The sequence below is a fragment of the Flavobacterium sp. genome (assembly GCF_034111225.1).
Classification (GTDB): domain Bacteria; phylum Bacteroidota; class Bacteroidia; order Flavobacteriales; family Flavobacteriaceae; genus Flavobacterium.
On record NZ_JAWUXR010000013.1, the window covers coordinates 23,247 to 47,832 of the forward strand.

The 24,586-nt window shown below is 29.9% G+C and carries 21 protein-coding genes and 1 riboswitch; of the genes, 7 read left to right on the plus strand and 14 right to left on the minus strand.

The genetic code is table 11. The features are described 5' to 3' along the window. Positions 1-104: 104 nt before the first annotated feature. Positions 105-210, minus strand: a riboswitch (SAM riboswitch). A gap of 355 nt (positions 211-565) precedes the next feature. Next, the gene (gene metK, locus UXY25_RS09650) at positions 566-1,852 is read left to right on the plus strand and encodes a methionine adenosyltransferase (protein ID WP_320815810.1); all 1,287 of its coding nucleotides are present in this window, start codon (positions 566-568) and stop codon (positions 1,850-1,852) included. Between the two features lie 69 nt (positions 1,853-1,921). Here the strand turns inward: metK and UXY25_RS09655 are convergent, their stop codons facing one another. Together UXY25_RS09655 and UXY25_RS09660 are read right to left on the minus strand one after the other, a co-directional pair. Continuing rightward, a complete protein-coding gene (locus tag UXY25_RS09655) occupies positions 1,922-4,657 on the minus strand; it encodes a TonB-dependent receptor (protein WP_320815811.1) in 2,736 nt (911 codons plus the stop codon). A gap of 20 nt (positions 4,658-4,677) precedes the next feature. After that, positions 4,678-5,559: a GLPGLI family protein gene (locus tag UXY25_RS09660; protein ID WP_320815812.1), complete on the minus strand. Its 882-nt coding sequence runs from the start codon at positions 5,557-5,559 to the stop codon at positions 4,678-4,680. 126 nt (positions 5,560-5,685) lie between these two features. On the opposite strand from UXY25_RS09660, the gene UXY25_RS09665 reads away from it, so the two are divergent. From UXY25_RS09665 to UXY25_RS09675, 3 genes are all read left to right on the plus strand, one after another. Beyond that, entirely contained in the window at positions 5,686-6,474 is a 789-nt protein-coding gene (locus UXY25_RS09665) for a hypothetical protein (protein WP_320815813.1), read from the plus strand. Next, a complete protein-coding gene (locus tag UXY25_RS09670) occupies positions 6,474-7,088 on the plus strand; it encodes a deoxynucleoside kinase (RefSeq protein WP_320815814.1) in 615 nt (204 codons plus the stop codon). The genes UXY25_RS09665 and UXY25_RS09670 overlap by 1 nt, the downstream gene beginning before the upstream one ends. A gap of 75 nt (positions 7,089-7,163) precedes the next feature. Continuing rightward, positions 7,164-7,754, plus strand: coding sequence for a carboxymuconolactone decarboxylase family protein (locus UXY25_RS09675; RefSeq protein WP_320815815.1), 591 nt, complete (start codon positions 7,164-7,166; stop codon positions 7,752-7,754). A gap of 38 nt (positions 7,755-7,792) precedes the next feature. Here the strand turns inward: UXY25_RS09675 and UXY25_RS09680 are convergent, their stop codons facing one another. Beyond that, positions 7,793-8,395 carry a hypothetical protein gene (locus UXY25_RS09680; protein WP_320815816.1) on the minus strand — a complete coding sequence of 201 codons (603 nt, stop codon included), beginning with the start codon at positions 8,393-8,395 and terminating at the stop codon, positions 7,793-7,795. A gap of 50 nt (positions 8,396-8,445) precedes the next feature. On the opposite strand from UXY25_RS09680, the gene UXY25_RS09685 reads away from it, so the two are divergent. Then, a complete protein-coding gene (locus UXY25_RS09685; protein WP_320815817.1) occupies positions 8,446-9,231 on the plus strand; it encodes a DNA/RNA non-specific endonuclease in 786 nt (261 codons plus the stop codon). Here UXY25_RS09685 and rodA read toward each other — a convergent pair whose 3' ends face one another. From rodA to purH, 6 genes are read right to left on the minus strand one after another with little or no spacing between them, the layout of a single operon-like run. Next, positions 9,232-10,488 (minus strand): rod shape-determining protein RodA, encoded by a 1,257-nt coding sequence (rodA, locus tag UXY25_RS09690; RefSeq protein ID WP_320815818.1) that lies wholly within the window; start codon positions 10,486-10,488, stop codon positions 9,232-9,234. Next, complete coding sequence (gene mrdA / locus UXY25_RS09695; RefSeq protein ID WP_320815819.1) at positions 10,489-12,417, minus strand: penicillin-binding protein 2; 1,929 nt, start codon at positions 12,415-12,417, stop codon at positions 10,489-10,491. After that, positions 12,414-12,917 carry a rod shape-determining protein MreD gene (locus UXY25_RS09700; RefSeq protein WP_320815820.1) on the minus strand — a complete coding sequence of 168 codons (504 nt, stop codon included), beginning with the start codon at positions 12,915-12,917 and terminating at the stop codon, positions 12,414-12,416. The genes mrdA and UXY25_RS09700 overlap by 4 nt, the downstream gene beginning before the upstream one ends. Beyond that, positions 12,918-13,742 (minus strand): rod shape-determining protein MreC, encoded by an 825-nt coding sequence (mreC, locus tag UXY25_RS09705; protein ID WP_320815821.1) that lies wholly within the window; start codon positions 13,740-13,742, stop codon positions 12,918-12,920. A 10-nt stretch (positions 13,743-13,752) separates the two neighbouring features. Next, positions 13,753-14,781, minus strand: a complete 1,029-nt coding sequence (locus UXY25_RS09710) for a rod shape-determining protein (RefSeq protein WP_320815822.1) — start codon at positions 14,779-14,781, stop codon at positions 13,753-13,755. Between the two features lie 58 nt (positions 14,782-14,839). Further along, complete coding sequence (purH, locus tag UXY25_RS09715) at positions 14,840-16,366, minus strand: bifunctional phosphoribosylaminoimidazolecarboxamide formyltransferase/IMP cyclohydrolase (protein ID WP_320815823.1); 1,527 nt, start codon at positions 16,364-16,366, stop codon at positions 14,840-14,842. 142 nt (positions 16,367-16,508) lie between these two features. Here purH and UXY25_RS09720 point away from each other — a divergent pair, with 142 nt between their 5' ends. After that, positions 16,509-17,759, plus strand: a complete 1,251-nt coding sequence (locus UXY25_RS09720; protein ID WP_320815824.1) for an ABC transporter permease — start codon at positions 16,509-16,511, stop codon at positions 17,757-17,759. A gap of 57 nt (positions 17,760-17,816) precedes the next feature. Here the strand turns inward: UXY25_RS09720 and accD are convergent, their stop codons facing one another. Genes accD through UXY25_RS09735 form a run of 3 tightly spaced genes read right to left on the minus strand, consistent with a single transcriptional unit; the run spans position 17,817 to position 22,381 of the window. Continuing rightward, entirely contained in the window at positions 17,817-18,674 is an 858-nt protein-coding gene (gene accD, locus UXY25_RS09725) for an acetyl-CoA carboxylase, carboxyltransferase subunit beta (RefSeq protein ID WP_320815825.1), read from the minus strand. A gap of 45 nt (positions 18,675-18,719) precedes the next feature. After that, positions 18,720-19,787 carry a class II fructose-bisphosphate aldolase gene (fbaA, locus tag UXY25_RS09730; protein ID WP_320815826.1) on the minus strand — a complete coding sequence of 356 codons (1,068 nt, stop codon included), beginning with the start codon at positions 19,785-19,787 and terminating at the stop codon, positions 18,720-18,722. 44 nt (positions 19,788-19,831) lie between these two features. After that, positions 19,832-22,381, minus strand: coding sequence for a BamA/TamA family outer membrane protein (locus UXY25_RS09735; protein ID WP_320815827.1), 2,550 nt, complete (start codon positions 22,379-22,381; stop codon positions 19,832-19,834). A 33-nt stretch (positions 22,382-22,414) separates the two neighbouring features. On the opposite strand from UXY25_RS09735, the gene UXY25_RS09740 reads away from it, so the two are divergent. Then, a complete protein-coding gene (locus tag UXY25_RS09740; protein ID WP_320815828.1) occupies positions 22,415-23,143 on the plus strand; it encodes an RNA methyltransferase in 729 nt (242 codons plus the stop codon). Between the two features lie 2 nt (positions 23,144-23,145). Here the strand turns inward: UXY25_RS09740 and UXY25_RS09745 are convergent, their stop codons facing one another. Then, positions 23,146-23,838 carry a porin family protein gene (locus UXY25_RS09745; protein WP_320815829.1) on the minus strand — a complete coding sequence of 231 codons (693 nt, stop codon included), beginning with the start codon at positions 23,836-23,838 and terminating at the stop codon, positions 23,146-23,148. Between the two features lies 1 nt (position 23,839). Continuing rightward, positions 23,840-24,571, minus strand: coding sequence for a bifunctional demethylmenaquinone methyltransferase/2-methoxy-6-polyprenyl-1,4-benzoquinol methylase UbiE (gene ubiE, locus UXY25_RS09750; RefSeq protein ID WP_320815830.1), 732 nt, complete (start codon positions 24,569-24,571; stop codon positions 23,840-23,842). Positions 24,572-24,586 lie beyond the last annotated feature (15 nt).

A 24,586-nucleotide genomic window follows, 5' to 3' on the forward strand; every position in this document is an offset into this window, starting at 1 on the left:
ACAAAAGGTAAACCGCATTTTACAACTTCAGATAGTTTCTTAATTTTTTTGACATATATATCTACTTAAAAAATTGTCGTCAAGAAACTAGAAAGAATTTCATTGAGTTATCTTTTTCCGATAAATTCGGAATAGAATGTAGCACCTTCTACAAGAATAGGGTTGCTAAGCTTTCGTTAGGTCTAATCCCTCCAGCTTTCGTGATAACAATCATTATATTTATAAACAGTGTAAAAATAGATTTATTTTCTTTATAAATAAAATTTACAGTTAATTTTTCTAAATTTTATTATTTTAAATACTTATTTTAGTTTTTTATTCTAAGAATATCATTTAAGTCCGAAAAATAAACCAACAAAATAGAATTTAGGTAAAAAATAAAAAAAGACAATATGTAACTAAAATCCAATTTGATTTTATAAATTTGCTAAAGAAATAAGAGGAAAAATTTGACTGATTGCAACCTCGTTAAAAAAATGCTAAAGCAGAATCAATCCCTCCTTTAGTATTTACACGCAATCTTATTTTTTTCTTCCTAACTATTAATTTTAAAACAAATTATATTATGGCTTATTTATTTACGTCAGAATCTGTAAGTGAAGGACATCCTGACAAAGTTGCAGACCAAATTAGTGACGCATTAATCGATAATTTCCTAGCATTTGATCCTGAATCTAAGGTTGCATGTGAAACACTTGTAACTACTGGTCAAGTAATTTTAGCTGGAGAAGTAAAGTCAGATACTTATTTAGATGTTCAACAAATCGCTAGAGAAGTAATTCGCAAAATTGGCTACACTAAAAGCGAATATATGTTTGAAGCTGATTCGTGTGGTGTACTTTCTGCTATTCACGAACAATCATCAGATATTAATCAAGGTGTTGATAAAGCAAACAAAGAAGAACAAGGAGCTGGAGATCAAGGAATGATGTTTGGATATGCAACTAATGAAACTGAGAACTATATGCCGCTTGCATTAGACCTATCTCATGCTTTGTTAATTGAATTAGCTAACTTAAGGAGAGAAAATACAGCAATTACTTATTTGCGTCCTGATGCAAAATCTCAAGTAACTTTAGAATATTCTGATGACAATAAACCCGTTAGAATTGATGCCATTGTAATTTCTACTCAACATGATGATTTTGTAAAACCAAAATCGAACAGTAAAGAAGACAAGATTGCTGCAGAAAATAAAATGTTAGTAAAAATTAAGAGTGATTTAATTTCAATTTTAATTCCAAGAATAAAAGCACAATATCCTCAATATGCTCATTTCTTCAATGATGACATTACCTACCACATTAACCCAACAGGTGTATTTGTAATTGGTGGACCTCACGGAGATACAGGACTAACAGGAAGAAAAATTATTGTTGACACTTACGGTGGAAAAGGAGCTCATGGTGGTGGCGCTTTTTCTGGAAAAGACCCTAGCAAAGTTGACCGTTCTGCCGCTTATGCAACACGTCATATCGCTAAAAACCTAGTTGCAGCTGGATTATGTGAAGAAGTATTAGTACAGGTATCTTACGCTATTGGCGTAGCTCAGCCCACTTCTATAAACGTAAATACTTATGGAACGTCTACTTTAAAGATGACTGATGGAGAAATAAGCAAAGTTGTTGAAGAAATTTTTGACATGCGTCCGTATTTCATCGAACAAAGGTTAAAGTTAAGAAACCCTATTTATAGTGAAACTGCTGCATATGGTCACATGGGAAGAACTCCTGAAACAGTTACCAAGACATTCAGTCTTCCAAACGGAGAGCCAAAAACAGTTACAGTTGAATTATTTACATGGGAAAAACTAGACTTTGTTGACAAAGTTAAAACTGCATTTAATATATAATTAGTAAAATTATTTCATAAAAAAACCACGCTAAAAGCGTGGTTTTTTTATATACAAAGTATAAAAATTTTATAAATTATACTTCAAGCTTAAAATAACATATCTAGGCTGCACTATATAACTAGAAAAAGTACTTGAACCTCCTAATTGACTAAAGCTATTGTCATTAAGAGCTCTTGTATCTAATAAATTAGTTGCTGCCAACTTATATTCCCACTTACTGTCTTTCTTTTGATAAATTAAAGATGCATTTAAGAAATCATATTCTGTTTCAATCGTTTTTGATTTATTTCTATTGTGGTAAAAATTATATTCAGAAGTGAATGAAAAAGCATCTAAGAAATAATATTCTAATGTTACCGCGGGACTATCTGTATAATAAACATCACTAAAGTTATCATTAATAGTTAAACCGTAAGACAACCCAAGGTTTGGAAATGTTTTAAAATTAGTTGAAAAACGAACATTATAATTTTGCGTAAACGATTTTGTTGTTTGAACTTCAGTTGGATTATTAGTAGGGTCAGAATCAGAATCTGGATAAACACGAATGTTATTAAATCTACTCCAATTAACATTTACACCTCCAGAAGCTTTATAGTATCTAGCAAATGAGCGACCATAATTGAAATTTCCGCTAAATGTTTCGTCAGCAAAATTTGAATTCATATTAACTGAAGATGAAATTTGATTAACTCCTGTAAATAAAGCCCTGTTTTTAATTCCATCAACTTGTTTAGTATAGGTTAAGTTCGCAAATATGTTTTCGAAATTAAACATATTATACTTAAAGTATCTTAAGCTATGAACATGAGATAATGAATTTTCTAAATTTCTATTCCCACTGAATAAACTATTATAATTAGAAAAAACAAAACCCTCAGCTAACCTATTTACATCTGTAAAAGAATTAGTCATTCTATAGTTATAGGTTAGAGTTTCTGATTTTTTAATTTGAAACAACGCATAAACATCAGGCAAGAATCTATTAAAACTGTTCTTATTAGTTGTATTTAATTGCGAATCTTTAGTGTTAAACTGATGAATACTAAAACCAGGATTAAAAGTAAATTTCCCTTTAATAAATTTATAATGAACACCTAAAAAGACATCATTAAACACATAATCAACATTATTATTATTTTCAGGATTATTTAAATCATTAACATTTCCGTTATCTAAAACTTGGAAAATATGTGAATTAAAATTTTGAAAAGAATAAGCATTACCCAAAGTTAAATTAATATTGCTTTTTGGTGTAACCATATAATAATAATCTAACTTCAAATCTGTTTTATTTGTTTTAACAAAACGATTTTGATTAACATCATTTCTCGCTTGTCCATTATCATAACCTGTCAAATCAAAAGGTTGTGACGCTAGATTTGCATTGTAAAATGGATCCTCTTCTTGAAACAAATGCTGCATTTCAAGAGCAAAAACATTCTTAGAATTTAAAGTATAATAATAATTTAAATTTTGATTGACTGAAAATGGATTTTGCTTTTTATTTGTAGAAATGTCAGAAAGTAAAGAAGAAAACAAACCTTGACTTTCTTTTTGGTCAGATAATTTAATCAATGCATCATAATCTAAATGCAATTTCGCAGAGGGAATATAACTTGAACTTAATTTTAATAATGTTTGTTGACTTCTTTGTAAAGTATTCTCAGTTCTTGTCTCAGTGATTTCCTGTGTAGAACCATCAGGTAAATTATCTGTTCTATCTGTAACTGAGTTTGTTTGAATATTTGTTTTATTATTTAAAAATATTCCGAAACCACTAATTGTCCATGATTTCGTAGGATTATAACTGAAATTAGCTGCTCCAAATTTTGTTTCTATACTTGCCGCTTGATTATTTCTTAATCCCAAAATACCTAAATCATTAGAAGTAACATTAAATGAAGAACCCCCTTTACTCATAATGCTTTTAAAACCACCTGTAAACTTAAAATAATCTCTAGCTGTTAAAGGCAATTCACCAATATTATTTATGTTACCAATCACATTGATACTGTACTTAGGACTATAATAAAACAACTTTGGATTAACTAAATAACCATCAGCCTCATCGTCTCTAAATCCGCCACCTGCAGTAACATCTCCAAACCAAAAATTCTTTTTACCTTCTTTTAGTTTAATATTTAGAACAATGCTTTCTTCGTTATTTTCAAGACCTTTTAAATTTGAAACTTCGTTATAATTTCTTAAAACTTGTATCTTATCTAAAGCATTAGCAGGAATGTTTTTTACAGCAATTTTTGTATCACCGTCGAAAAAATCTTTTCCTTCAACCATTACTTTTTGCACTTTTTTTCCTTCCACTTCAATTTCACCATCAGCATTTACTTCAACTCCAGGGAGTTTTTTAAGAACGTCTTCTAACTTACGCTCAGTGCCATTTGTAAAAGAATCTGAGTTATATATAATAGTATCACCCGAAATTGTTACTGGCATTACATAAACTACTTCAACATCTTTTAACTGAACACCTTGCTTCATTAAAATATTATAATCCATATTTGCCGCAGTGGTTTTCAAAATCGAACCAAAAGACTCATAACCAATATAACTTGCTTTAATGTCATAAGAAGAATTAGCATTCAAATTAAGGAAATACCTCCCTTTTTCATTTGTGATTGCATAAGCATCCATTGCCTTAGTCTCTTTATTAATAGCCATAACATTTGCCATTTCTAAACCTAAACCAGTACTGTCCTTTACAAAACCTTCAACACGAATGTTTTGTGAAATGGCGCTCATAGAAAGCGCCATTGTTATAATAAATAGTATTTTTTTCATTTTTTTATACCCTCAAAATATTAATGAAATCTTCCTCCACGACCGCCTTTTCCGCCGTACATTTCTTTCATTTCTTCCATTTTGTTTTTTACAATTTCATCATATTCTTTTTGAGTAACTTTCTTGCCTTTTGAAGGTGCCTTAATCTCAACTTTATCTTTTGTATTCATTACAATTTTAGAACATAAAATAGATGTCTTACCATCGTTAACTTCTAAAATCAACCCTGGTAAACCCCAATAATTTTCTGGACCTTGATTTACAGGAATCTCCGGAGCATACCAAGCAGTAATAACAACTTCCTTAGGCATTTCCCACTGATCCATTAAGTTTGTCTTAGAACTTGCAGTGTCTTTTTTCACTTCATTCTCTTTTTTCTCATCTTCTTTTCCTCTAAAACGAAAATTTCTAAAATCAGAATCACTAACAGGGCGAACCGCAGTTGCTTTAAAGCAGTTGTACTGACCGATCATTTTTGATTCACCTTCCAACTTCCAAACTAATTTTGGCAATGTGTCATTAATCAAAAATTCTTTCCCGAAAAATTCTTTATCAACAATTACTTTTTCTTCTTTTATATTTTTATAATGCGTTCCTCCGCCACCCATCATAGACGTCATCATTCTTCCTCCACCTTGTTGACCAGGAGCATCTAACTTTTCCTCTTCTTTATAAATTGAAGCAGATTTATCAAAATTCAAAATAAATGTTTTTTCAAACATTTTCTTCATTCTTTCCTCTATATTCTTTTGCATCTCAGGTGTAATATCTCTATTTCCGCCCATGCCTTTCATAAAATCAGAAGTGCTCGTTTTTGATTCGTACACTGCCATTCCTTGAAAATCTTGAGCATTTAAATAACCGGAAAACATCACTAAAGATGCAATAAGTAATTTTTTCATTTTTGTTTGTTTGATTAATTATACTAATTAAGACTATTAACTTTTAATTTTGTTACAACATTTAACATATTAATATTACATTTAGACATTATAAAATGGAAAAGGTTTAATTGCTCATTAAAAAAAATGAAAACTGCTTTATCATATTTGTTTCTAATTGTAAATTTTAGTTTGGCTGCACAAACTAACTACACTTGCAATAAATTAGATTCTTTAAGTTTTGAAAAAGCCGAACAATTTCTTGGAAAAGATAATTTTCAGAATTATTACTACACATCCAATAATCAATTATTTAAGCAGAATAAAAACAAAACATACAATTATAAAAATATAGCTCTTGGAAAAATACATGACATAGCTATTGAAAATCCTTTACAAATAGTTTTGTTGTATAAAAACTTCAACACTGTCGTTTTATTAGACAATCAGCTAAATGAGGTTCAAAAAATAGACTTTAATACAATTGATCCATTTTTAACAATAACCTCTATTGGTTTTGGAGGCCAAAATAAACTATGGTTTTTTGATAGCAATACTCAAAAAATTGGTCTTTACGACTTAATCACATCTTCGGTAAAATTTTTATCGACTCCTTTTAAAGGAATCATTTCAAAAAAAATGGCTACTTATAATTTTCTATACTTTATTAATTATTATAATGAATATCTCTCTATTTCGATTTTTGGAAAAATAGAAAACTTAGGAAGCATACCTGCAAACGATGATTTTTGTTTTTTAGACGAAAGCAAAATTATTTTCACTAACAATGATTCATTTTTTATTTATGATTTTGCTTTTAAAACAACTTCAAAACTAAATGTACGTGAAAAATCAATTCAAAATTTCTTCTTTAAAGATGATATTTTATCTATTTTTACAGACAATAAAATTATTAACTACCAAATGAATTTTTAATGCATATTGCAATAGCGGGAAATATTGGTGCTGGTAAAACAACTTTAACTAAGTTACTAGCAAAACATTTTAAATGGGATGCACATTTTGAAGATGTTGTAGACAACCCTTACTTAGATGATTTTTACCATCAAATGGAAAGATGGAGTTTTAACCTTCAAATTTACTTCTTAAACAGTCGCTTTAGACAAGTGCGAGAAATTAAAGAAACAGGAAAAACTACTATTCAAGACAGAACCATTTATGAAGATGCATTTATTTTTGCACCTAACTTACATGCAATGGGATTAATGACTAATAGAGATTATAATAATTATAAAGCTTTATTTGATTTAATGGAAGACTTAGTAGGTTCCCCTGATTTATTGATTTACCTAAGAAGTTCAATCCCTAATTTAGTTGACCAAATTCATAAAAGAGGAAGAGATTACGAGAACACAATTTCTATTGAATATTTAAGCAGATTGAACGAACGCTATGAAGCTTGGGTTCAAACGTATGATAAAGGAAAACTTTTAATTATTGATGTTGACAATATTAATTTTGTTGACAACCCTGAAGATTTAGGAAATATTATTAATAGAATTGATGCTGAAATTAATGGTTTGTTTTAACAACCTAATTTTATCAACTTTTACAATGCCACTTACGTGGCATTTCTTATTTTAGCAGTAACCAAAAACAAACATATGCCACTAGTTACCCCATTATCACCAGATCATGATGCAGAAACAAGAGAGTTAGCTGCATTTTTCAATGAAACATTAGGCTTCTGTCCTAATTCTGTTTTAACAATGCAACACAGACCTTTAATATCTAAGGCTTTTATAAATCTAAATAAAGCTGTAATGGATAATCAGGGAAAAGTCACTTCTTCTTTAAAGAGAATGATTGCTTGGGTAAGTAGTAATGCTACAGGTTGTAGATATTGCCAAGCGCACGCTATTAGAGCAGCAGAACGCTATGGAGCAGACCAAGAAAAACTAGATAACATTTGGGAATATAAAACTCATTCTGCATTTACAGAAGCTGAAAGAGTCGCTTTAGATTTTTCATTAGCTGCATCAATAATTCCAAATGCAGTAAATGACGAAATTAAGACTGCTTTATACAAACACTGGAATGAAGGCGAAATTGTAGAAATGCTTGGCGTAATTTCATTATTTGGATACTTAAACCGTTGGAATGACTCAATGGGAACCATGCTAGAAGATGATGCTATTGAAAGTGGCAATCAATATTTAGGAAAGACTGGCTGGGAAGTTGGAAAACATAAATAAAATTAAAAAAGCCTTGAATAATATTCAAGGCTTTTTTGTTAATCTAGTTTGCTTAATTTTTTTTCAGATTTTTCTAAATCGTCCTCTAAATCTTTAAGCTTCTTTTGTTTCTTTTTTAACTTATCAATCCATTTGATTTCATCAACTGGAGAAAGTTTCCCTCTTCTTTTAAGCTTTTCAAACTTTTCAGTATTCTTAACTATATCTTTACTTTGCGAAGCAATTCTCTTTCTATCTTTAGCAACATTTGATCTTGCTTTATCTAACTTCTTACGCTCCTTTTCAAGTTTTTTTAATTCTTTCTCAGCTTTTCTTTGTGCCTTTTCTGCTTTCTTTCTCGCTTTTTCAGCATTAGCAAGCTCTTTAGCTCTTTCCTTTTCTATTGTTTTTAATTCCTTTTCCGCTTTATCTCGAGCTTCATCAGCTTTTTCACGTTCTTTATCAGCTTTTTCTAACTCTTTTCTTCTTTCTTTCTCTTGTTTTTCAAATGCTTTCTCTTGTTCTAAGTTTACTCTATTCTTCTCCGCTTTTTCAATTTTTACATTAGCCGATTTTAAAGCAACACTATCTGAAACAGGTTCTTGCGAAAAACAAAATTGTAATCCAAGAATCATAACGATTAAAAAATATTTTGTTTTCATATTTAGTCATTTAAAATTAACTTTACAAAGTTAATGAAAACTTCAATCAAATGATTAATTATAGGTTCTTTCTTTCTTTTCTACTATTAAGTACATTAATATCTTGTAAACAGGTTGACGTTGAAAGTTTAAACGCTGAAGAAAATGCTTTTGAAATCTCAGAATCTTTTAATTATTTACCATCATCAACTTCTGGAGATATTTACAAACATAATGCATATAGTTTTTCATATAGTGAGGCACACGAACAATCAGAATGGGTTGCATATGAGTTAAACGACAGTGACTTTTCTAATAACAATAACTTCAACCGTCCTTATTTCAATCAAGACCCTTTAGTAGAATCAAAATCAGCAGACTGGAGAAATTATAAAAAATCGGGATATAACAAAGGACACCTTTGTCCTGCTGGAGATAGAAAAAAATCGTATGATTTATACAAAGAAACTTTTTTTACTTCAAATACAACGCCACAACTATATGAATTCAATGCTGGAATTTGGAATAGACTTGAACAAAAAACAAGATATTGGGCCACCAAAAACAATGGTCTTTATGTAATTACTGGAGGAATTTTGTCAGATAATCTAAAAACAATTGGTAAAGAAAATGTATCTGTACCTGAATATTTCTACAAAATTCTTTTAACAAAAGATGGCAAAAAAATGATTGGATTTCTAATCCCTCATAAGAAATCTGACAAAGCATTATATGAATATTCGGTTTCTGTAGATTCTATTGAAAAAATCACAGGAATTGATTTTTTTCCTGAACTTGAAGATGCTATTGAAAACGAACTTGAAAAGAGTGCTAACTATAAAAAATGGAGTTTTTAATTACCACTCATTCACTTTATTTGCATCTAGTTTAATAAAGATAAATAGCATTATTGTAAACGCCCACAAACTTGAACCTCCATATGAGAAGAAAGGCAAAGGGACTCCAATTGTTGGAAACAATTTAATTAACATAGCGATATTTACAAAAAAATGGGTAAATAAATACGTTGCAACACAATAGCCATAAACTCTACTGAATTTGGTTTTTTGACGCTCTGCCAAATATAAAATACGCAAAAATAGTGACGCAAATAGAAGCAAAATTAAAACACTTCCTACAAAGCCCCATTCTTCGCCAACAGTAGTGAAAATATAATCGGTATGTTGCTCAGGCACAAAACCTCCTTTTGTTTGAGTACCTTCTAAATAACCTTTACCAAACAAACCTCCCGAACCAATTGCAATCATTGATTGATTAAGATTATATCCTTCATCTTTTAAATCAACATTGTCATTAATCAACACATCAATTCTATCTTTTTGATGAGGCTCTAAAACGTCGTTATATACATAATTTACAGAATATGAAAAACCGCTAATCACAACAAAAACAAGAGCATAAATTATAGGATTTCTTGAAATTTTCCTATTTGTAATATAATGAAAAAACATAATGACAAAAGCAGCAATTATGATATAAAGTGGCGGAAAAATTAATGCTAGAAAAAACAGTGCAATTGCTATTACACCCGAAATTAAATACCATGACGGTAAGCCTTCTCTGTTTAATACAAAAATTAGTGATAGAAATATCATAGCACTACCCGCATCGGGTTGCATTAAAATTAAGAAAACCGGCAAGCATATAATTGCAAAACTTATTAACTGGTGTTTCGTTTTTTCTAAATTTACTTGAGAATAACTTAAATACTTTGCTAGTAACAAAGCTGTTCCCGTTTTAACAAATTCAGAAGGTTGAAAACCAAAACCACCAAATTGATACCAATTGGTTTGTCCTTTTTTAGTGACCCCAAAAACAAATAAACCAAGTAATAAGACAATACCTAGCCCATAGAAAACAAAACATAATTTTTCAAATACTTTAGCATCGGTAAACAATAACGCTAAAATTAATGGAATACTTAAAACAATGAAAAGCATTTGCCTCCCATAGATTTGAGTTACATCAAACAATGAAGTTTCCTCTATTGGTAAAGAAGCAGAATAAATAGTTATCCAACCACCAATTACTAACATCATGTAAAGCAAAAGTGTTAGCCAATCTATATTATTTCCAATACTTTGATTTTTCATTTAATTTTCCTCTTCTTCTTTTTTAGCATCTAACTTTTTGATTTCAATCTGTTTAATTGAATCTTGAGTTTTAATATACGCTTCGTTTCTTTGGTAAATTATGCTTTCAATTTTACGGTATTCTTCTTGTAAACTACCATTCAACATTCTAGTTTCTAAATCAGTTCTGGTTATTTCTCCATTGATGTATTTTTCAATCATTAAAGTAGCAATAGGACCAGCCCATCTGCTTCCCCAATACCCATTCTCAATAAAAACAGCAATTGCGATTTTAGGGTCTTCTGCCGGAGCAAATGCAACGAAAATAGAGTGATCTTTTAATTGATATGTTTTTCCAGAAACTCTAATTTTATTTTCGGCAGTACCCGTTTTTCCACAAATTCTTAATCCATCAACTCTTAATCCTGATGCGGTACCATTATTGTACACATCTTCAAGACCTTTGATTACAGGGTCAAAATATTTTGCATCAATTGTACTTTGATTCTTCGTTGTAAATCTTTTATCTAGCTTTTGTCCTTTTATATTCTTGACAATGTGAGGTGTATAATAATACCCTTTATTTGCAACTACTGCCATCATATTTGCTAATTGAATAGGAGTAGTTAATACTTCACCTTGACCTATAGAGTTAGATATAATATACGAACTTCTTATTGTTGCTCCATTATAAACTCTTTTATATAACTTAGAATCAGGCACTAGTCCTTTTCTTCCAGTTGGCATATCTGTTCCGAGAAATTGACCTAAACCAAAGCTTTTTACATGTTTATTCCAATTGTCTACACTATAATAAGAATCTTTATATTTCTCAATTGTTCGTTTGTAAACATTTCCAAAATAACTATTACACGATTTATAGATACCATTGTTTAACTGTAAAGTATGTAAACCACAATGACACTTCATAAACCTTCCAAAATTGAAACCATGATTACAATAGAAAGTAGTTTTTTCATCAATTACTTCTTCTTGTAAACCAATCAAACCAGTAACAATTTTAAAAGGAGAACCTGGCGGATATTCAGCTTGTAAACCTCTGTCATATAATGGCTTCGCAATTGAATCATAATACAAAGCCGTATAGTTTTTAGACCTTTGTCTACCAACTAATAAAGCTGGATCATAAGTAGGTGCAGAAACCAATGCTAAAATCTCTCCTGTCTTAGGTTCGATTGCAACAATTCCACCACGCTTATTTATCATTAACTCTGTGCCGTATTTTTGTAATTCGGCGTCTATAGTTAATGTTAAGTCATTACCTTGTTTTGCAATGGTGTCAAATTGCCCCTCTTTGTAAGGACCTATAATTTTATTATGTTTGTCTCTTAATAAATACTTAACCCCTTTTACTCCTCTCAGCGTTTCTTCATATTCTTGTTCAACACCTTGTCTTCCAATTAAATCTCCACTATTATAATAAGGTTGTTTTTTTATAATACCTTCATTTACTTGAGTGATAAACCCAAAAATATTTGCTCCATAGTCAACTTGATAGTCTCTTAATGCACGTTTTTGAGTATAAAACCCTTCAAATTTTCTTTCTTTTTCTTGAAAAGCAGCATACTCTCTCTTATTCAATTGCGCCAAGAAAACTGAAGGAAGTCTTGGGCTATATACTATTGCTTTTTCTATTTTTTTGATGAAAAATTCTTTAGAAATATTTAATAATTGACAAAACTCTAAAGTGTCAATTTCTTTTATTTCTTTAGGAATTACCATTATATCGTATGAAGGTTGATTGGCAACTAAAAGTTTACCGTTTCTATCATAGATATAACCTCTTTCTGGAAATTCAAATACTTTTTTTATTGCATTATTTTCAGATTTAAGCTTTAACGTATCGTCAATTACTTGTAAATAAAATATACGAGCAATTAATATTATTGTAGTAACAATAATAACCGTTGGTAATACAGCTTTTCTCATCGTTTAGAAGGTTTAATTAAATAGATAATTAACATACAAAAAAGCAAAGTAAATAACGTTGTAGAAAGGGTTTTTAAAAGAACATCTCCAATTAAACTAAATCGAGAGTATTCTAATGAGAATAAAATGAAATGATGAATCATAATCGCTAAAAACAAAAATGTGATTCTTTCAGGAGATAATTTATCAGCGATTTTAACTGTTTGATATTCGTAACTTAAACCAAATGAAAATTTAAACAAACTAGGCCTTACAAAAGCTAAAACTAATGATGCTGTAGCATGAACTCCTCCAGAATTTAAAAACAAATCTAATAGCAAACCAATTGCAAAACTACTTAACAATAAAACTGATTTATTACCATTGACTGGAAACAAAAGAATAAATAACAAATATGGATAAGGATTTATATAACCAAACAAATTAATATTATTGAATATTAAAATTTGAATAGTCAGTAAAATTATAAATCGAAATATGTTTAATAAATTATTGTTCACTTATTTTTTAATAGTTTCTTGTTCTAGAGTTTGTTTTTCTTTCTTTTTCTTATTTTCAATAATATATATATAACCAAGTGATGTCATGTCGTTAAACAATCTAACGTTAATGGTATAATAATTTGTTTTTGTATCAATAAAAACTTTATCTATTTTTCCTATTGGAATATTTTCAGGAAAAATATCAGAGTCTGCCCCAGTTACAATTGAATCTCCTTTTTTCAAAGAAGCTAGCCTAGGGACATCAATTAATTGAACAAATCCTACATTTTTTCCATCCCAAATTAAAGAACCAAAATGGTTTGAATTTTTAATTTTTGCATTTATTCTTGACTTCGTATTTAAAGTACTTAATACAGTTGAGTAATTTTTAGAAGTTTTCTCAATAATTCCAACAACTCCTTTTTCATTGATAACACCCATATCCGTTTTAATACTATCAAAACTTCCTGAATTTATCGTTAAATAATTTTCTCTTGTATTAAAAACGTTTTTTATAACCTTAGACATTCTTACATTAAAATCCAATAACTGTTCTGAGTGAATATTTTTATTAGATAAAGTAGTGTCTTTTTTATTAAATAAAATTTCTTTTAAAAGTGCATTTTCTTCAGCCAATCTTAAGTTTTTTTCTTTTAAACTTAAATATTCATTTGCATTGTCTATCTCTTGATACACAGCACCAGTAACATTATTTGCTGTATTAATATACTCACTTCTATGATAAGAATGGGATTTAATAGTTAATGTTAATGAAGTACCCAAAAGCAGCAAAAACAGCAATTTATAGCTGTTTTTAAATATAAAGTTTATTATTTGCTGCATTTACTTTTTTTTATTTTATAAGGATACTTTTATATTTATTAATGTTTTTAAGAGCTATTCCGGTTCCCCTAACTACAGCTCTTAAAGGGTCTTCGGCAATATAAACCGGAAGGTCAGTTTTTAAGGATATTCGTTTATCTAAACCTCTTAACATTGAACCACCACCTGCAAGATAAATACCTGTATTATAAATATCAGCAGCTAACTCTGGAGGTGTTTGCGATAAAGTTTCCATTACAGCATCTTCAATCCTTTGTATTGACTTATCTAAAGCTTTGGCAATCTCTCTAAAAGAAACATCAACTTGTTTTGGCTTACCAGTAAGTAAATCTCTTCCTTGCACAGACATATCTTCTGGAGCATTTTCTAAATCTTCTGTAGCAGCTCCTATTTGGATTTTAATTTTCTCTGCAGAAGTTTCTCCTACAAATAAATTATGTTGCGTTCTCATATAATAAATAATGTCATTAGTGAAAACATCACCCGCAATTTTAACTGACTTATCACAAACAATACCACCTAAAGCAATAACTGCAATTTCAGTAGTACCACCCCCTATGTCAATAATCATATTACCTTTTGGCTGCATAATATCAACACCAATTCCAATAGCCGCAGCCATAGGCTCGTGTATCAAATATACTTCTTTACCATTTACACGTTCACAAGACTCTTTTACAGCACGCATTTCAACTTCAGTAATTCCTGAAGGAATACATACTACCATTCTAAGTGCTGGAGTAAAAAGTCTTTTCTTTAATGCAGGAATACTTTTAATAAAAAGGCTAATCATTTTTTCAGAAGCATCAAAATCTGCAATTACACCGTCTTTTAAAGGCCTAATGGTTTTAATATTTTCATGTGTTTTACCTTGCATCATGTTGGCCTCTTTACCAACAGCAATTATTTTTCCTGTAATTCTATCTCGAGCCACAATTGATGGACTATCAATTACAACTTTATCATTGTGAATTATTAAGGTATTTGCGGTACCAAGGTCAATTGCAATGTCCTCAGTCATGAAATCAAAAAATCCCATAAGCTTATATCGGGTTTTAAATATTTAAAATATCTACTAAGTTACAAATGTAATAAAATTAATGTTTAAAATGACGTGTTCCTGTAAATACCATAGACAAGTTATTTTCATCACAGTAGTTTATACTCAATTCGTCTTTAATTGAACCTCCTGGTTGAATAACAGCAGTTACACCCGCTTTATTAGCAATCTCTACACAATCTGGAAAAGGAAAGAAAGCATCACTCGCCATCACACATCCCGTTAAATCAAACTCAAATGAAGTTGCCTTATCAATTGCCTGTCTTAAAGCATCAACTCTAGATGTTTGCCCAGTTCCTGAAGCACAAAGTTGTTTGTTTTTTGCCAATACAATTGTATTAGATTTAGTGTGCTTACAAATTTTAGAAGCGAACAGTAAATCTTCAATTTCTTCGCTTGTAGGAGCAATTTTAGTTACTGTTTTTAAATTTGTAATACTATCTGTAATGTTGTTTTTGTCTTGAACTAACAAACCATTCAAGCAAGTACGAACTATTTTTGAAGGTAAAACAACATCATTTTGAACTAACAAAATTCTATTTTTCTTTTCTTCTAATAACTGAATTGCATCATCATCAAATGAAGGAGCTATAACTACTTCACAAAAAAGATTGTGAATTTCTTCAGCTGTTGCTAAATCAATATTTCCATTTGCAATAAGCACTCCTCCAAATGCAGAAGTTGGATCTCCAGCTAAAGCATCTACATAAGCTTCTTTCATTGTGTTTCTTGAAGCAATTCCACAAGCATTATTGTGTTTTAAAATAGCAAAAGTTGGAATATCGTTTTTGAATTCTGACATTAAATTCACTGCAGCATCCACGTCTAATAAATTATTATACGACAACTCTTTTCCGTTTAATTTCTTGAATATTTTATCAAAATCACCAAAGAAAAATCCTTTTTGATGTGGATTTTCACCGTATCTTAAAACCTGACCATTAGCAATACTTTCTTTATAAAAAGTGTCATCAGTATTAAAATAGTTGAAAATAGCAGTGTCATAGTTTGAAGAAACATGAAATGCTTTTGTTGCTAATAATCTTCTTTGCTCTAAAGTTGTATTTCCTTTTTCTTGTGTATAAAAATCTAAAAAAGTTGTATAATCATCAACTGAAGCAACAATTACAGTGTCTTTAAAATTTTTAGCAGCCGCTCTAATTAAAGAAATTCCACCAATATCAATTTTTTCAATGACATCAGCTTCTACAGCTCCTGAAGCTACAGTTTTTTCAAAAGGATATAAATCTACAATAACCAAATCCAATTGAGGAATATCAAATTCTTTCATTTGAGCAACATCAGAAGGATTGTCTTGACGGTTTAAAATTCCACCAAACACTTTAGGATGTAATGTTTTAACTCTTCCACCTAAAATTGAAGGATAAGAAGTTACATCTTCTACAGCTACAACCGGAATTCCTAACCCTTTTATAAATGATTCTGTACCACCTGTTGAATAAATAGTAACATTATTATTATGAAGCGCTTTAACTATAGGCTCTAAACCTGTTTTGTCAAATACTGAAATTAATGCCGATTGAATTGTTTTTGTAGTGTTCATTTTTGTAGTGTTGTTTAGAGTTGCAAAAGTAGTTATAGAAAACTTAACATTCAAAAGTTTAAGAAGAAGTTTTTGCTTTTTTTAACAATAAAAATGTAACATATCATTACTTCAATCTACTAATATATATTCACATCAAATTATGGTTTTATATTTAAGATTACTAAAGGAAAGTCTAAGTTTTGCATTAAATGCTTTACGAAATAACAAATTGAGAACTCTTCTTTCTTTATTAGGAGTTACGATTGGAATATTTTCGATAATTGCAGTATTAGCAGCAGTAGACTCTATGGACAAAAAAATCAAAGAAGATTTAAGCGACATGGATTTGAATACTGTTTATTTAATGCGTTTTTCTTTTGGACCATCTGAAGTTGAAAAATGGAAAAGAGAACAATTTCCAAATGTAACTTATGATGAATATGAGTATTTGAAAAAATCTTTAAACGGAATTGATAAAATTTCATTTAATTTATTTACCCGAAACGAAAATATTAAATACGAATCAAAAACAGTTAACTCAATTAGAGTTAAACCTTCTACTAGCGATTTTTTTGACATTGAACCTGTAAAGGTGGACAAAGGAAGGCTGTTTAATGAATCTGAGTCAAACTCTGGAAACCCTGTTATTGTAATTGGAAGTGAAGTTGCAGTAGGACTTTTTGGAGAAACTGACCCTCTAGGAAAAAAGGTTCGTCTTTACGGACAAAAGCTAACCGTAATTGGGGTGCTTAAAAAACAAGGGCAAGGAATGTTTGGAGACAGTAGTGATATTGCTGTATTTTTCCCTGTAAACTTCTTAAGAAAAATGTATGGAGACAATAACAAAACGCTTACTCCTGCTATTCTAATAAAACCAAAAAAATCTATTGACATAGACGAATTTAAAGCTGAATTAGCTCAAAAATTAAGAGCACATAGAGGCGTAAAACCGGGAGAAATTAATAATTTCTTTATGAATGTTTTATCTGGATTTACTGACTTCATAGACAATATTGTAGGTCAAATGAATATGATTGGCTGGATTATAAGTTTGTTTTCATTACTTGTAGGAGGCTTTGGAATTGCAAACATTATGTTTGTATCTGTAAAAGAAAGAACCAACTTAATTGGAATTCAAAAAGCACTTGGAGCTAAAAATAGATTTATTTTATTTCAGTTTCTTTTTGAAGCAATTATACTTTCTGTAATTGGTGGACTAATAGGGATGTTACTTGTTTGGTTTTGTGCACTAGGATTAAGCGCGGCATTAGATTTTGAATTTGTATTAAGCTTTCAAAACATGATGTTAGGAACTGGTTTAGCAGCATTTATTGGCTTAGTGTCTGGAATTATACCCGCTATTTCAGCATCAAAACTAGATCCTGTTGAAGCTATTAGAACTGGGATATAAAAAAGAATAGACTAAAATAAACATAAAAAAAATCCTGCAAATGCAGGATTTTTTTATTTAAGCTCTTATATCTTGATTTAAAATTAAATCTAAATACAGATTAACTTTATCTTTTAATTCTTTTCTATGCGTTATAAAATCTAAGAAACCATGTTCTAATAAAAATTCCGAAGACTGAAATCCTTCAGGCAAATCTTTACCCGTTGTGTCTTTTACAATTCTTGGTCCGGCAAAAGCAATTAAAGCTCCTGGCTCTCCTATATTAATATCTCCTAACATTGCATAAGAAGCTGTTGTACCTCCTGTAGTTGGATCAGTACAAAGAGAAATATAAGGAATCTTCACTTCAGCTAATTGCGCTAGTTTAGCAGAAGTTTTAGCCATTTGCATTAAAGAGTAAGCCGCTTCCATCATTCTAGCTCCACCAGATTTAGAAATCATTACAAATGGAATTTTATTTTGAATAGAATAATCAATTCCACGTGCTATTTTCTCTCCAACAACTGCTCCCATTGAACCTCCAATAAAAGCGAAGTCCATACAAGCAACAACAATATCATTACCTTTTGACTTACCTACGGCAGTTCTTACCGCATCTTTCAAATTTGATTTAGCAATTGCTTCTTTTAGACGATCGTCATATTTTTTTGTGTCTTCAAATTTTAAAGGATCTTTTGAAGTCATGTTTGCATTTAACTCTTCAAACTTATTGTCATCAAATAAAATTTGGAAATACTCTGCACTTCCCACTCTTACATGAAAATCATCTTCTGGGCTTACCCAAAGATTTCTAGCTAACTCATCAGTATCAATTATTTTACCTGTTGGGGTTTTATACCACAATCCTTTTGGAACATCTTTTTTATCTTCTGTAGCCGTTTGGATACCTTTTTCTTTTCTTTTAAACCAACTCATGATTATTTATTTTAGTATGTATTATGAGTACAACTCTTTTTTAAACTATAATGTGTTTATATTATTTAAATCTGCAAATGCTTGCTCTAATCGCTTATTAAACGTCAATTCACCTTCGCGAATCCATTTCCTAGGGTCGTAATGTTTTTTATTAGGAATGTCAGTTCCATCAGGACTGCCAATTTGAGTCTTTAAATAATCAACTTTTGAAATTACATAATCACGAACACCTTCTGTAAAAGCAAATTGCAAATCAGTATCAATATTCATTTTAATAACCCCATAAGAAATTGCTTCTCTAATTTCTTCCAAAGTAGAACCACTTCCACCGTGAAAAACAAAATCAATAGGATTTGAAGCTGTTTTATAATTTTTTTCAATAAATTCCTGAGAATTTTTCAAAATTTTTGGTGTCAATTTTACGTTTCCAGGCTTATAAACCCCATGAACATTACCAAAAGCAGCTGCGATTGTAAATCTTGGACTCACTTTCATTAACTCTTCATAAGCATAAGCTACTTCCTCTGGCTGAGTGTATAATTTTGAACTGTCTACATCTGAATTATCAACGCCATCTTCTTCCCCACCAGTAATACCTAATTCAATTTCTAGAGTCATTCCCATTTTACTCATGCGCTCTAAATATCTTTTAGATATTTCTATATTTTCTTCAATAGGCTCTTCAGATAAATCAATCATGTGAGAGCTATAAAGCGGCTTTCCTGTTTCTGCAAAATGTTTTTCAGAAGCATCTAATAAACCATCAATCCATGGCAACAAATTTTTCGCGCAATGATCTGTGTGTAAAATTACCGTAGCCCCATATGCTTCTGCTAAAGTATGAATATGTTTTGCGCCCGCAACAGCACCTAAAATTGCAGATTTTTGACCTTCATTTGACAATCCTTTCCCTGCATTAAAAGAGGCACCACCATTTGAGAACTGAATAATAACAGGAGCATTAAGTTTTGCAGCTGTTTCTAAAACACCATTAACAGTACTAGAACCTGTTACATTTACCGCTGGTAAGGCAAAGCCTTTTTCTTTAGCATATCTAAAAATTTCTTGTACTTCATCTCCAGTTGCAACACCTGGTTTTATTGAATGGTTCATAGTTGTTTAATTTGTTTATTTGACAAAAATAATAATTTAAAAAATTAGAATGGATAATTAATTCCGAAATTTAAAACGGTACGACCGAAATTTATATCTCTAAACCATCTTTCACTTTGTATTTTTGCGGGATTATATGCTTTATAACCAAAATCCAACCTGAAAACAAAATAATTAAAATCATACCTGAATCCAAAACCAGATCCTATTGCAATATCTTTTAGTGACTTTAAACCATTAAAAGTGTAGTTTTCATCTTCAACATTGTCTAAAATATTCCAAATATTTCCCATATCTACAAAAAGAGCTCCGTGCAAATTTCCAAATAATTTGGCTCTATATTCAGTATTAAATGATAATTTAAAGTTAGCCTCATTAAAATCATTAATAGCGCCACTTTTACCAGGCCCTAAAGTATAGGCTTGCCAACCTCTATTGTCGTTTGAACCTCCACCGAAATAACTTCGAGAAAATGGAATTGAATTTGCATTACCATAAGGTATTGCAATACCTGCAAAAGCTCTTGTTGCAAATACTTTTTTTCTTCCTAAACTCCAATGTTTAATATATTCAAATTCTGTTTTAAAATACTGCGCATATTCAACACCTAAAAGTGTTTCTTTACCATTCTCACTAAATGGTTCATTAACTTGTTTTGCAAGTAAAGAAGCTAAATTACCAGCTGTTTCAATTTTTCCTTTAAATGCGAAAAAATTATTATCAACCAAACCTTTTTTTGTTGTCAAACTATAGGTAAAGCTAGAAGAAATAATTAAGTTATTTTCAATTAACCTTTTCCTTCTCTCCCCAATACTTCGAATAGACTGATAATCAGCATCAGTTGAAGCTAAAGTTGTTCCTCCAGAAATCACATCTTCAATAAACGATACTGCTCCAGGCGAAGTTAAATTCCCAGTCACATCATCTACATAATTTATATTTGTATTATAAATTAACGCTAAATCGTTTAATCGATCATAAGAAGAAGTATAAACGTTAAAATAGTTACCAACATTTAAGTTTTGAACATATTGTATGTTCAATAAATCGAAACGAGCAGAAACATTTTCTTTAGGTAGCCAACTATAACCAAGAACACCATTGAAATTACTTTTATCTAATCCTATATTTGTTTGTCTTGTTAAACCAACACTCATTTGTGTTGTTGGGAGCATTTCTTTTTTAATTAACTTTATAGTATTTAAAGGAAAAAATATTCTAGGAAAAGTAATTTTTGCATCCACACCTATTTCAAAAATATTAAAAAATCTGTCCTTTGGGTTTGCAAAATCTTTTGAAGAACCTATTTGTCCACGAGTAGATAGTTCTAATATCTCAGCGCCTTTAAAAAGATTTCTCCATGTAGCAGACATACTTCCAGAAATACCAAAATTGATAATATTAGAATAAGTAACATCTATGGAAGGAGACCAACTGTATTTTTTTCTTGGAATAAGATAAATATTGGCAATTAAACCGTTTTCGTCGTTTGGGTCTTCAATATATTCAATATTAGGAAAGTTAAAGGTTTTTAAATTACTAATAGACCTAGATGTTAATGTCCTATCAGTATCGCTAAACAAGTTCCCTTTTTCAATAAAAATGGCATTAGTTAATGCTTTGGGCTTATAATTAAGTTTCCCATCGCTATAAATATTATAATTTTTATAAAAAACACTATCCCTAAATTTATCTAAATTTTTTTTACTTGGATTAACTGTGTAAATATTTACATCACTAATTGAATATATTTTAAAAGGGGTTTTTATTAATGAATCTCCTTTTTTAACATCTCTATCTTCAATAATTAATTCAGCATTTATTTTATTTATAGAATCAAAAGTTACAATATCGTATTTCACATGGTTTACTTGAAAATGATAAACTCCATTATTCCTAAATTCTTTTGTAATTCTATTTCTTTCAACTTCAAAATCTAATCTTTTATATCTATTCCCTTTTTTCAACGTAGATTGGTTTTCAGTTTGAGAATATAATTGATCTAACTCAGGAGTTTCAATAAATCGAGAAACAGAATCTAAATAAGTAGCATCACCAGTAGAAATTTCATATGTAAGCTTCCCTTTTTTATTTCCAACAGAATCGATTGTTGACTTAATTTTAGAGTTAAAATAACCTTGATTAAAATAGTACTCTTTAAATCGTTCAATCGTTTTTTCTGTTTTCTTTGAATCGATAACAACCGGATTTTCACCTGTTTTCTTTAAAAAATTACTAATTCCAGAAACAAAAAAAGAATGACCTAATCGCTCCACTTGTTTAGCAGAAAGCAATTTAGCTAAATTCTCTTTTCTATTTGGTTTTTTATTCAACCAGCTATTATAAGAAGAATCTGGATTCTTTTTTGCTAAATTATAAAGTGTAAGCCTTAAAGGAAAACCAAAAAATTTACTGTTTGGTTTTTGAAGTAAAATACCATCTGTAATTTCTGTATTAACCACTTCATCATTAACTAAAATTTTATTTTTAGTTAACAATTGTTTTCCTTCAGGAACATTTCTTACTAGAGAGCAAGAAAAGAATATACTCCCTGTTAGAAATAATAATGCTATTTTTGGTAAATATTTTCTCAATTGATTAAAAAGTTAGTCAAAAATACAATTTTTATGGTTAGTAAAAACCAAATTAAACTTATAACGAGTTTACAACAAAAAAAATTTCGTAAACAATATAAATTATTTTTTGCAGAAGGCGTAAAGGTAATTCAAGAATTAATTGACGCCAATTATGAATTGAATGATTTATTTACAACACAAAATGATTTCTCTAACTTATTAACCGGCAAAACACATGCCGTAACTCAAACAGAATTAAAAAAAATAAGCGCATTAACAACTCCCAATACTTGTTTAGCTACTTTTTCAATTCCAGAAAACATTAAACCTGATTTAAAAGGACTTGTATTAGCGTTAGACTCTGTAAGAGATCCAGGAAATTTAGGAACTATAATAAGGCTTTGTGATTGGTTTGGTATTGAAACACTTTTGTGCTCAGAAGAAACTGTAGATGTTTATAATCCAAAAGTTATTCAAGCCACAATGGGATCTATTAGCAGAGTTTCTGTTATTTACACTAATTTAGAAAATGAATTAAAAAATGCTAAAATTCCGGTTTTTGGAACATTTATGGATGGTAAATCTATCTATAATGCACCTTTACCAAAAGAAGGTGTTATTGTAATGGGAAATGAAGCTAATGGAATTTCTTCATCAATTGAAAAAATCGTTTCAGAAAGAATTTCTATTCCAAGGTTCGGAAAAGTACAATTAACCGAAAGTCTGAATGTCGCTACCGCAACAGCAATCATCTTAAATGAATTTAAAAGACCAATTTAATTTTAGTGGAACATGAAATTAATAAAAATACCTCTTGTTTTCATTTCTTGAACATTCCCTGTCCATTGACTATTAGGATCATTATCTCTAATTAACTCGTCATTCATACTAAAAACACCTTTAATCGTTGGAGAAAACTTGAAATACTCAAAATACAAATCAATTCCAAAACCAAGTTCGTAAAAACTAGTCCATTTTGTCATTCTAAACCTATCGTTTGAATTGTCATCTGGAGCGTCTGCATTACTCCCTAAATTTAATGCTGTAGACAAACCAGCTGTTAAATACGGCTTAATATTCCCAGTTCTTTTAGATGAAAATTTCAACAAAAAAGGAAAATAGACATATGTAGATTTAACTTCTCTTAGCCTATCTACAGGATCAACTATATTAGGATATATTAAGTTTCTTTGTGTAATAATTAAACCCGGTTCAAATCTAAAATCTACAAATTCAGTTAAGCGAAGATTTCCTACTAAACCTACATTAAAACCTATTGTGTTTTGAACTTCTATATCTTGAGTAACTGATAAATAATCAGTTTTGAATCCTAAATTATTGAACCCCAAATAATATCCATAATGCATTTTTTGCTTGTCAAAATTTTCCTTATTGACAATAGGATCCTTGCCAAACATTCCTATTTGCGAATATAGAGTTGAAGAAAATAAAAATAATAAAATATATTTTTTCATATTATTTTTTAGAAGCATGATAAATAGTTGCCACACCAAATGTTTGTGGTAAATGTTCTACATCTATAAACCCAACTTTTCTTAAAATATTGTTTAATTCTTCTCCAAAAGGAAAAATATTTGCAGAATCAGACAAATAAGAATAGGCAGCCTTGTCTTTCGAAAATAATCTTCCAATTAAAGGTAAAATAAATTTAGAATGAAAAGCATAACCCTGCTTATAAGGAAATTTAGTAGGCACTGAAGTTTCAAGAATTACAAAAATACCATTAGGTTTTAAAACCCTTAAAATTTCAGACAATCCTTTTTCTAATGTTTCAAAATTTCGCACTCCAAAAGCAACAGTAATTGCATCAAAATAATTATCAGGATAAGGAATGTTTTCACTGTCTCCTAAAACCATTTTTATTTTATTTTCTAATTTTTTCTGGGCGATTTTCTTTTTTCCAACTTCTAACATTCCGGTTGAAATATCTAAACCGATAATTTCTTCAGCTGAAGTACTTGTCATTAATATAGCTAAATCACCCGTTCCTGTTGCAATATCAAGTACCGTTTTAGGCTTCTTATCTGCTACCAATTTCAAAACTTTTTTACGCCACTTTACGTCAATTCCAAAAGAAATTACTCTATTTAAATCGTCATAATTTCCAGAAATAGTATCAAACATTTGAGCCACTTGCTCTTTTTTGCCTAAATCAGAATCTTTATATGGTGTAACGTTTTTTGACATATTATTCGTTTTGAA

Excerpts from the sequence above, each read along its gene's own strand:
- UXY25_RS09720 (WP_320815824.1), top strand. The coding sequence starts at position 16,509 with ATGGTTTTATATTTAAGATTACTAAAGGAAAGTCTAAGTTTTGCATTA.
- UXY25_RS09685 (WP_320815817.1), top strand. The coding sequence starts at position 8,446 with ATGATTAATTATAGGTTCTTTCTTTCTTTTCTACTATTAAGTACATTA.
- ubiE (WP_320815830.1), bottom strand. The coding sequence starts at position 24,571 with ATGTCAAAAAACGTTACACCATATAAAGATTCTGATTTAGGCAAAAAA.
- UXY25_RS09710 (WP_320815822.1), bottom strand. The coding sequence starts at position 14,781 with ATGGGATTTTTTGATTTCATGACTGAGGACATTGCAATTGACCTTGGT.
- purH (WP_320815823.1), bottom strand. The coding sequence starts at position 16,366 with ATGAACACTACAAAAACAATTCAATCGGCATTAATTTCAGTATTTGAC.
- UXY25_RS09655 (WP_320815811.1), bottom strand. The coding sequence starts at position 4,657 with ATGAAAAAAATACTATTTATTATAACAATGGCGCTTTCTATGAGCGCC.
- UXY25_RS09660 (WP_320815812.1), bottom strand. The coding sequence starts at position 5,559 with ATGAAAAAATTACTTATTGCATCTTTAGTGATGTTTTCCGGTTATTTA.
- UXY25_RS09740 (WP_320815828.1), top strand. The coding sequence starts at position 22,415 with ATGGTTAGTAAAAACCAAATTAAACTTATAACGAGTTTACAACAAAAA.
- mreC (WP_320815821.1), bottom strand. The coding sequence starts at position 13,742 with ATGCAGCAAATAATAAACTTTATATTTAAAAACAGCTATAAATTGCTG.
- UXY25_RS09670 (WP_320815814.1), top strand. The coding sequence starts at position 6,474 with ATGCATATTGCAATAGCGGGAAATATTGGTGCTGGTAAAACAACTTTA.
- UXY25_RS09745 (WP_320815829.1), bottom strand. The coding sequence starts at position 23,838 with ATGAAAAAATATATTTTATTATTTTTATTTTCTTCAACTCTATATTCG.
- accD (WP_320815825.1), bottom strand. The coding sequence starts at position 18,674 with ATGAGTTGGTTTAAAAGAAAAGAAAAAGGTATCCAAACGGCTACAGAA.
- UXY25_RS09665 (WP_320815813.1), top strand. The coding sequence starts at position 5,686 with ATGAAAACTGCTTTATCATATTTGTTTCTAATTGTAAATTTTAGTTTG.
- UXY25_RS09680 (WP_320815816.1), bottom strand. The coding sequence starts at position 8,395 with ATGAAAACAAAATATTTTTTAATCGTTATGATTCTTGGATTACAATTT.
- UXY25_RS09675 (WP_320815815.1), top strand. The coding sequence starts at position 7,164 with ATGCCACTAGTTACCCCATTATCACCAGATCATGATGCAGAAACAAGA.
- mrdA (WP_320815819.1), bottom strand. The coding sequence starts at position 12,417 with ATGAGAAAAGCTGTATTACCAACGGTTATTATTGTTACTACAATAATA.
- fbaA (WP_320815826.1), bottom strand. The coding sequence starts at position 19,787 with ATGAACCATTCAATAAAACCAGGTGTTGCAACTGGAGATGAAGTACAA.
- metK (WP_320815810.1), top strand. The coding sequence starts at position 566 with ATGGCTTATTTATTTACGTCAGAATCTGTAAGTGAAGGACATCCTGAC.
- rodA (WP_320815818.1), bottom strand. The coding sequence starts at position 10,488 with ATGAAAAATCAAAGTATTGGAAATAATATAGATTGGCTAACACTTTTG.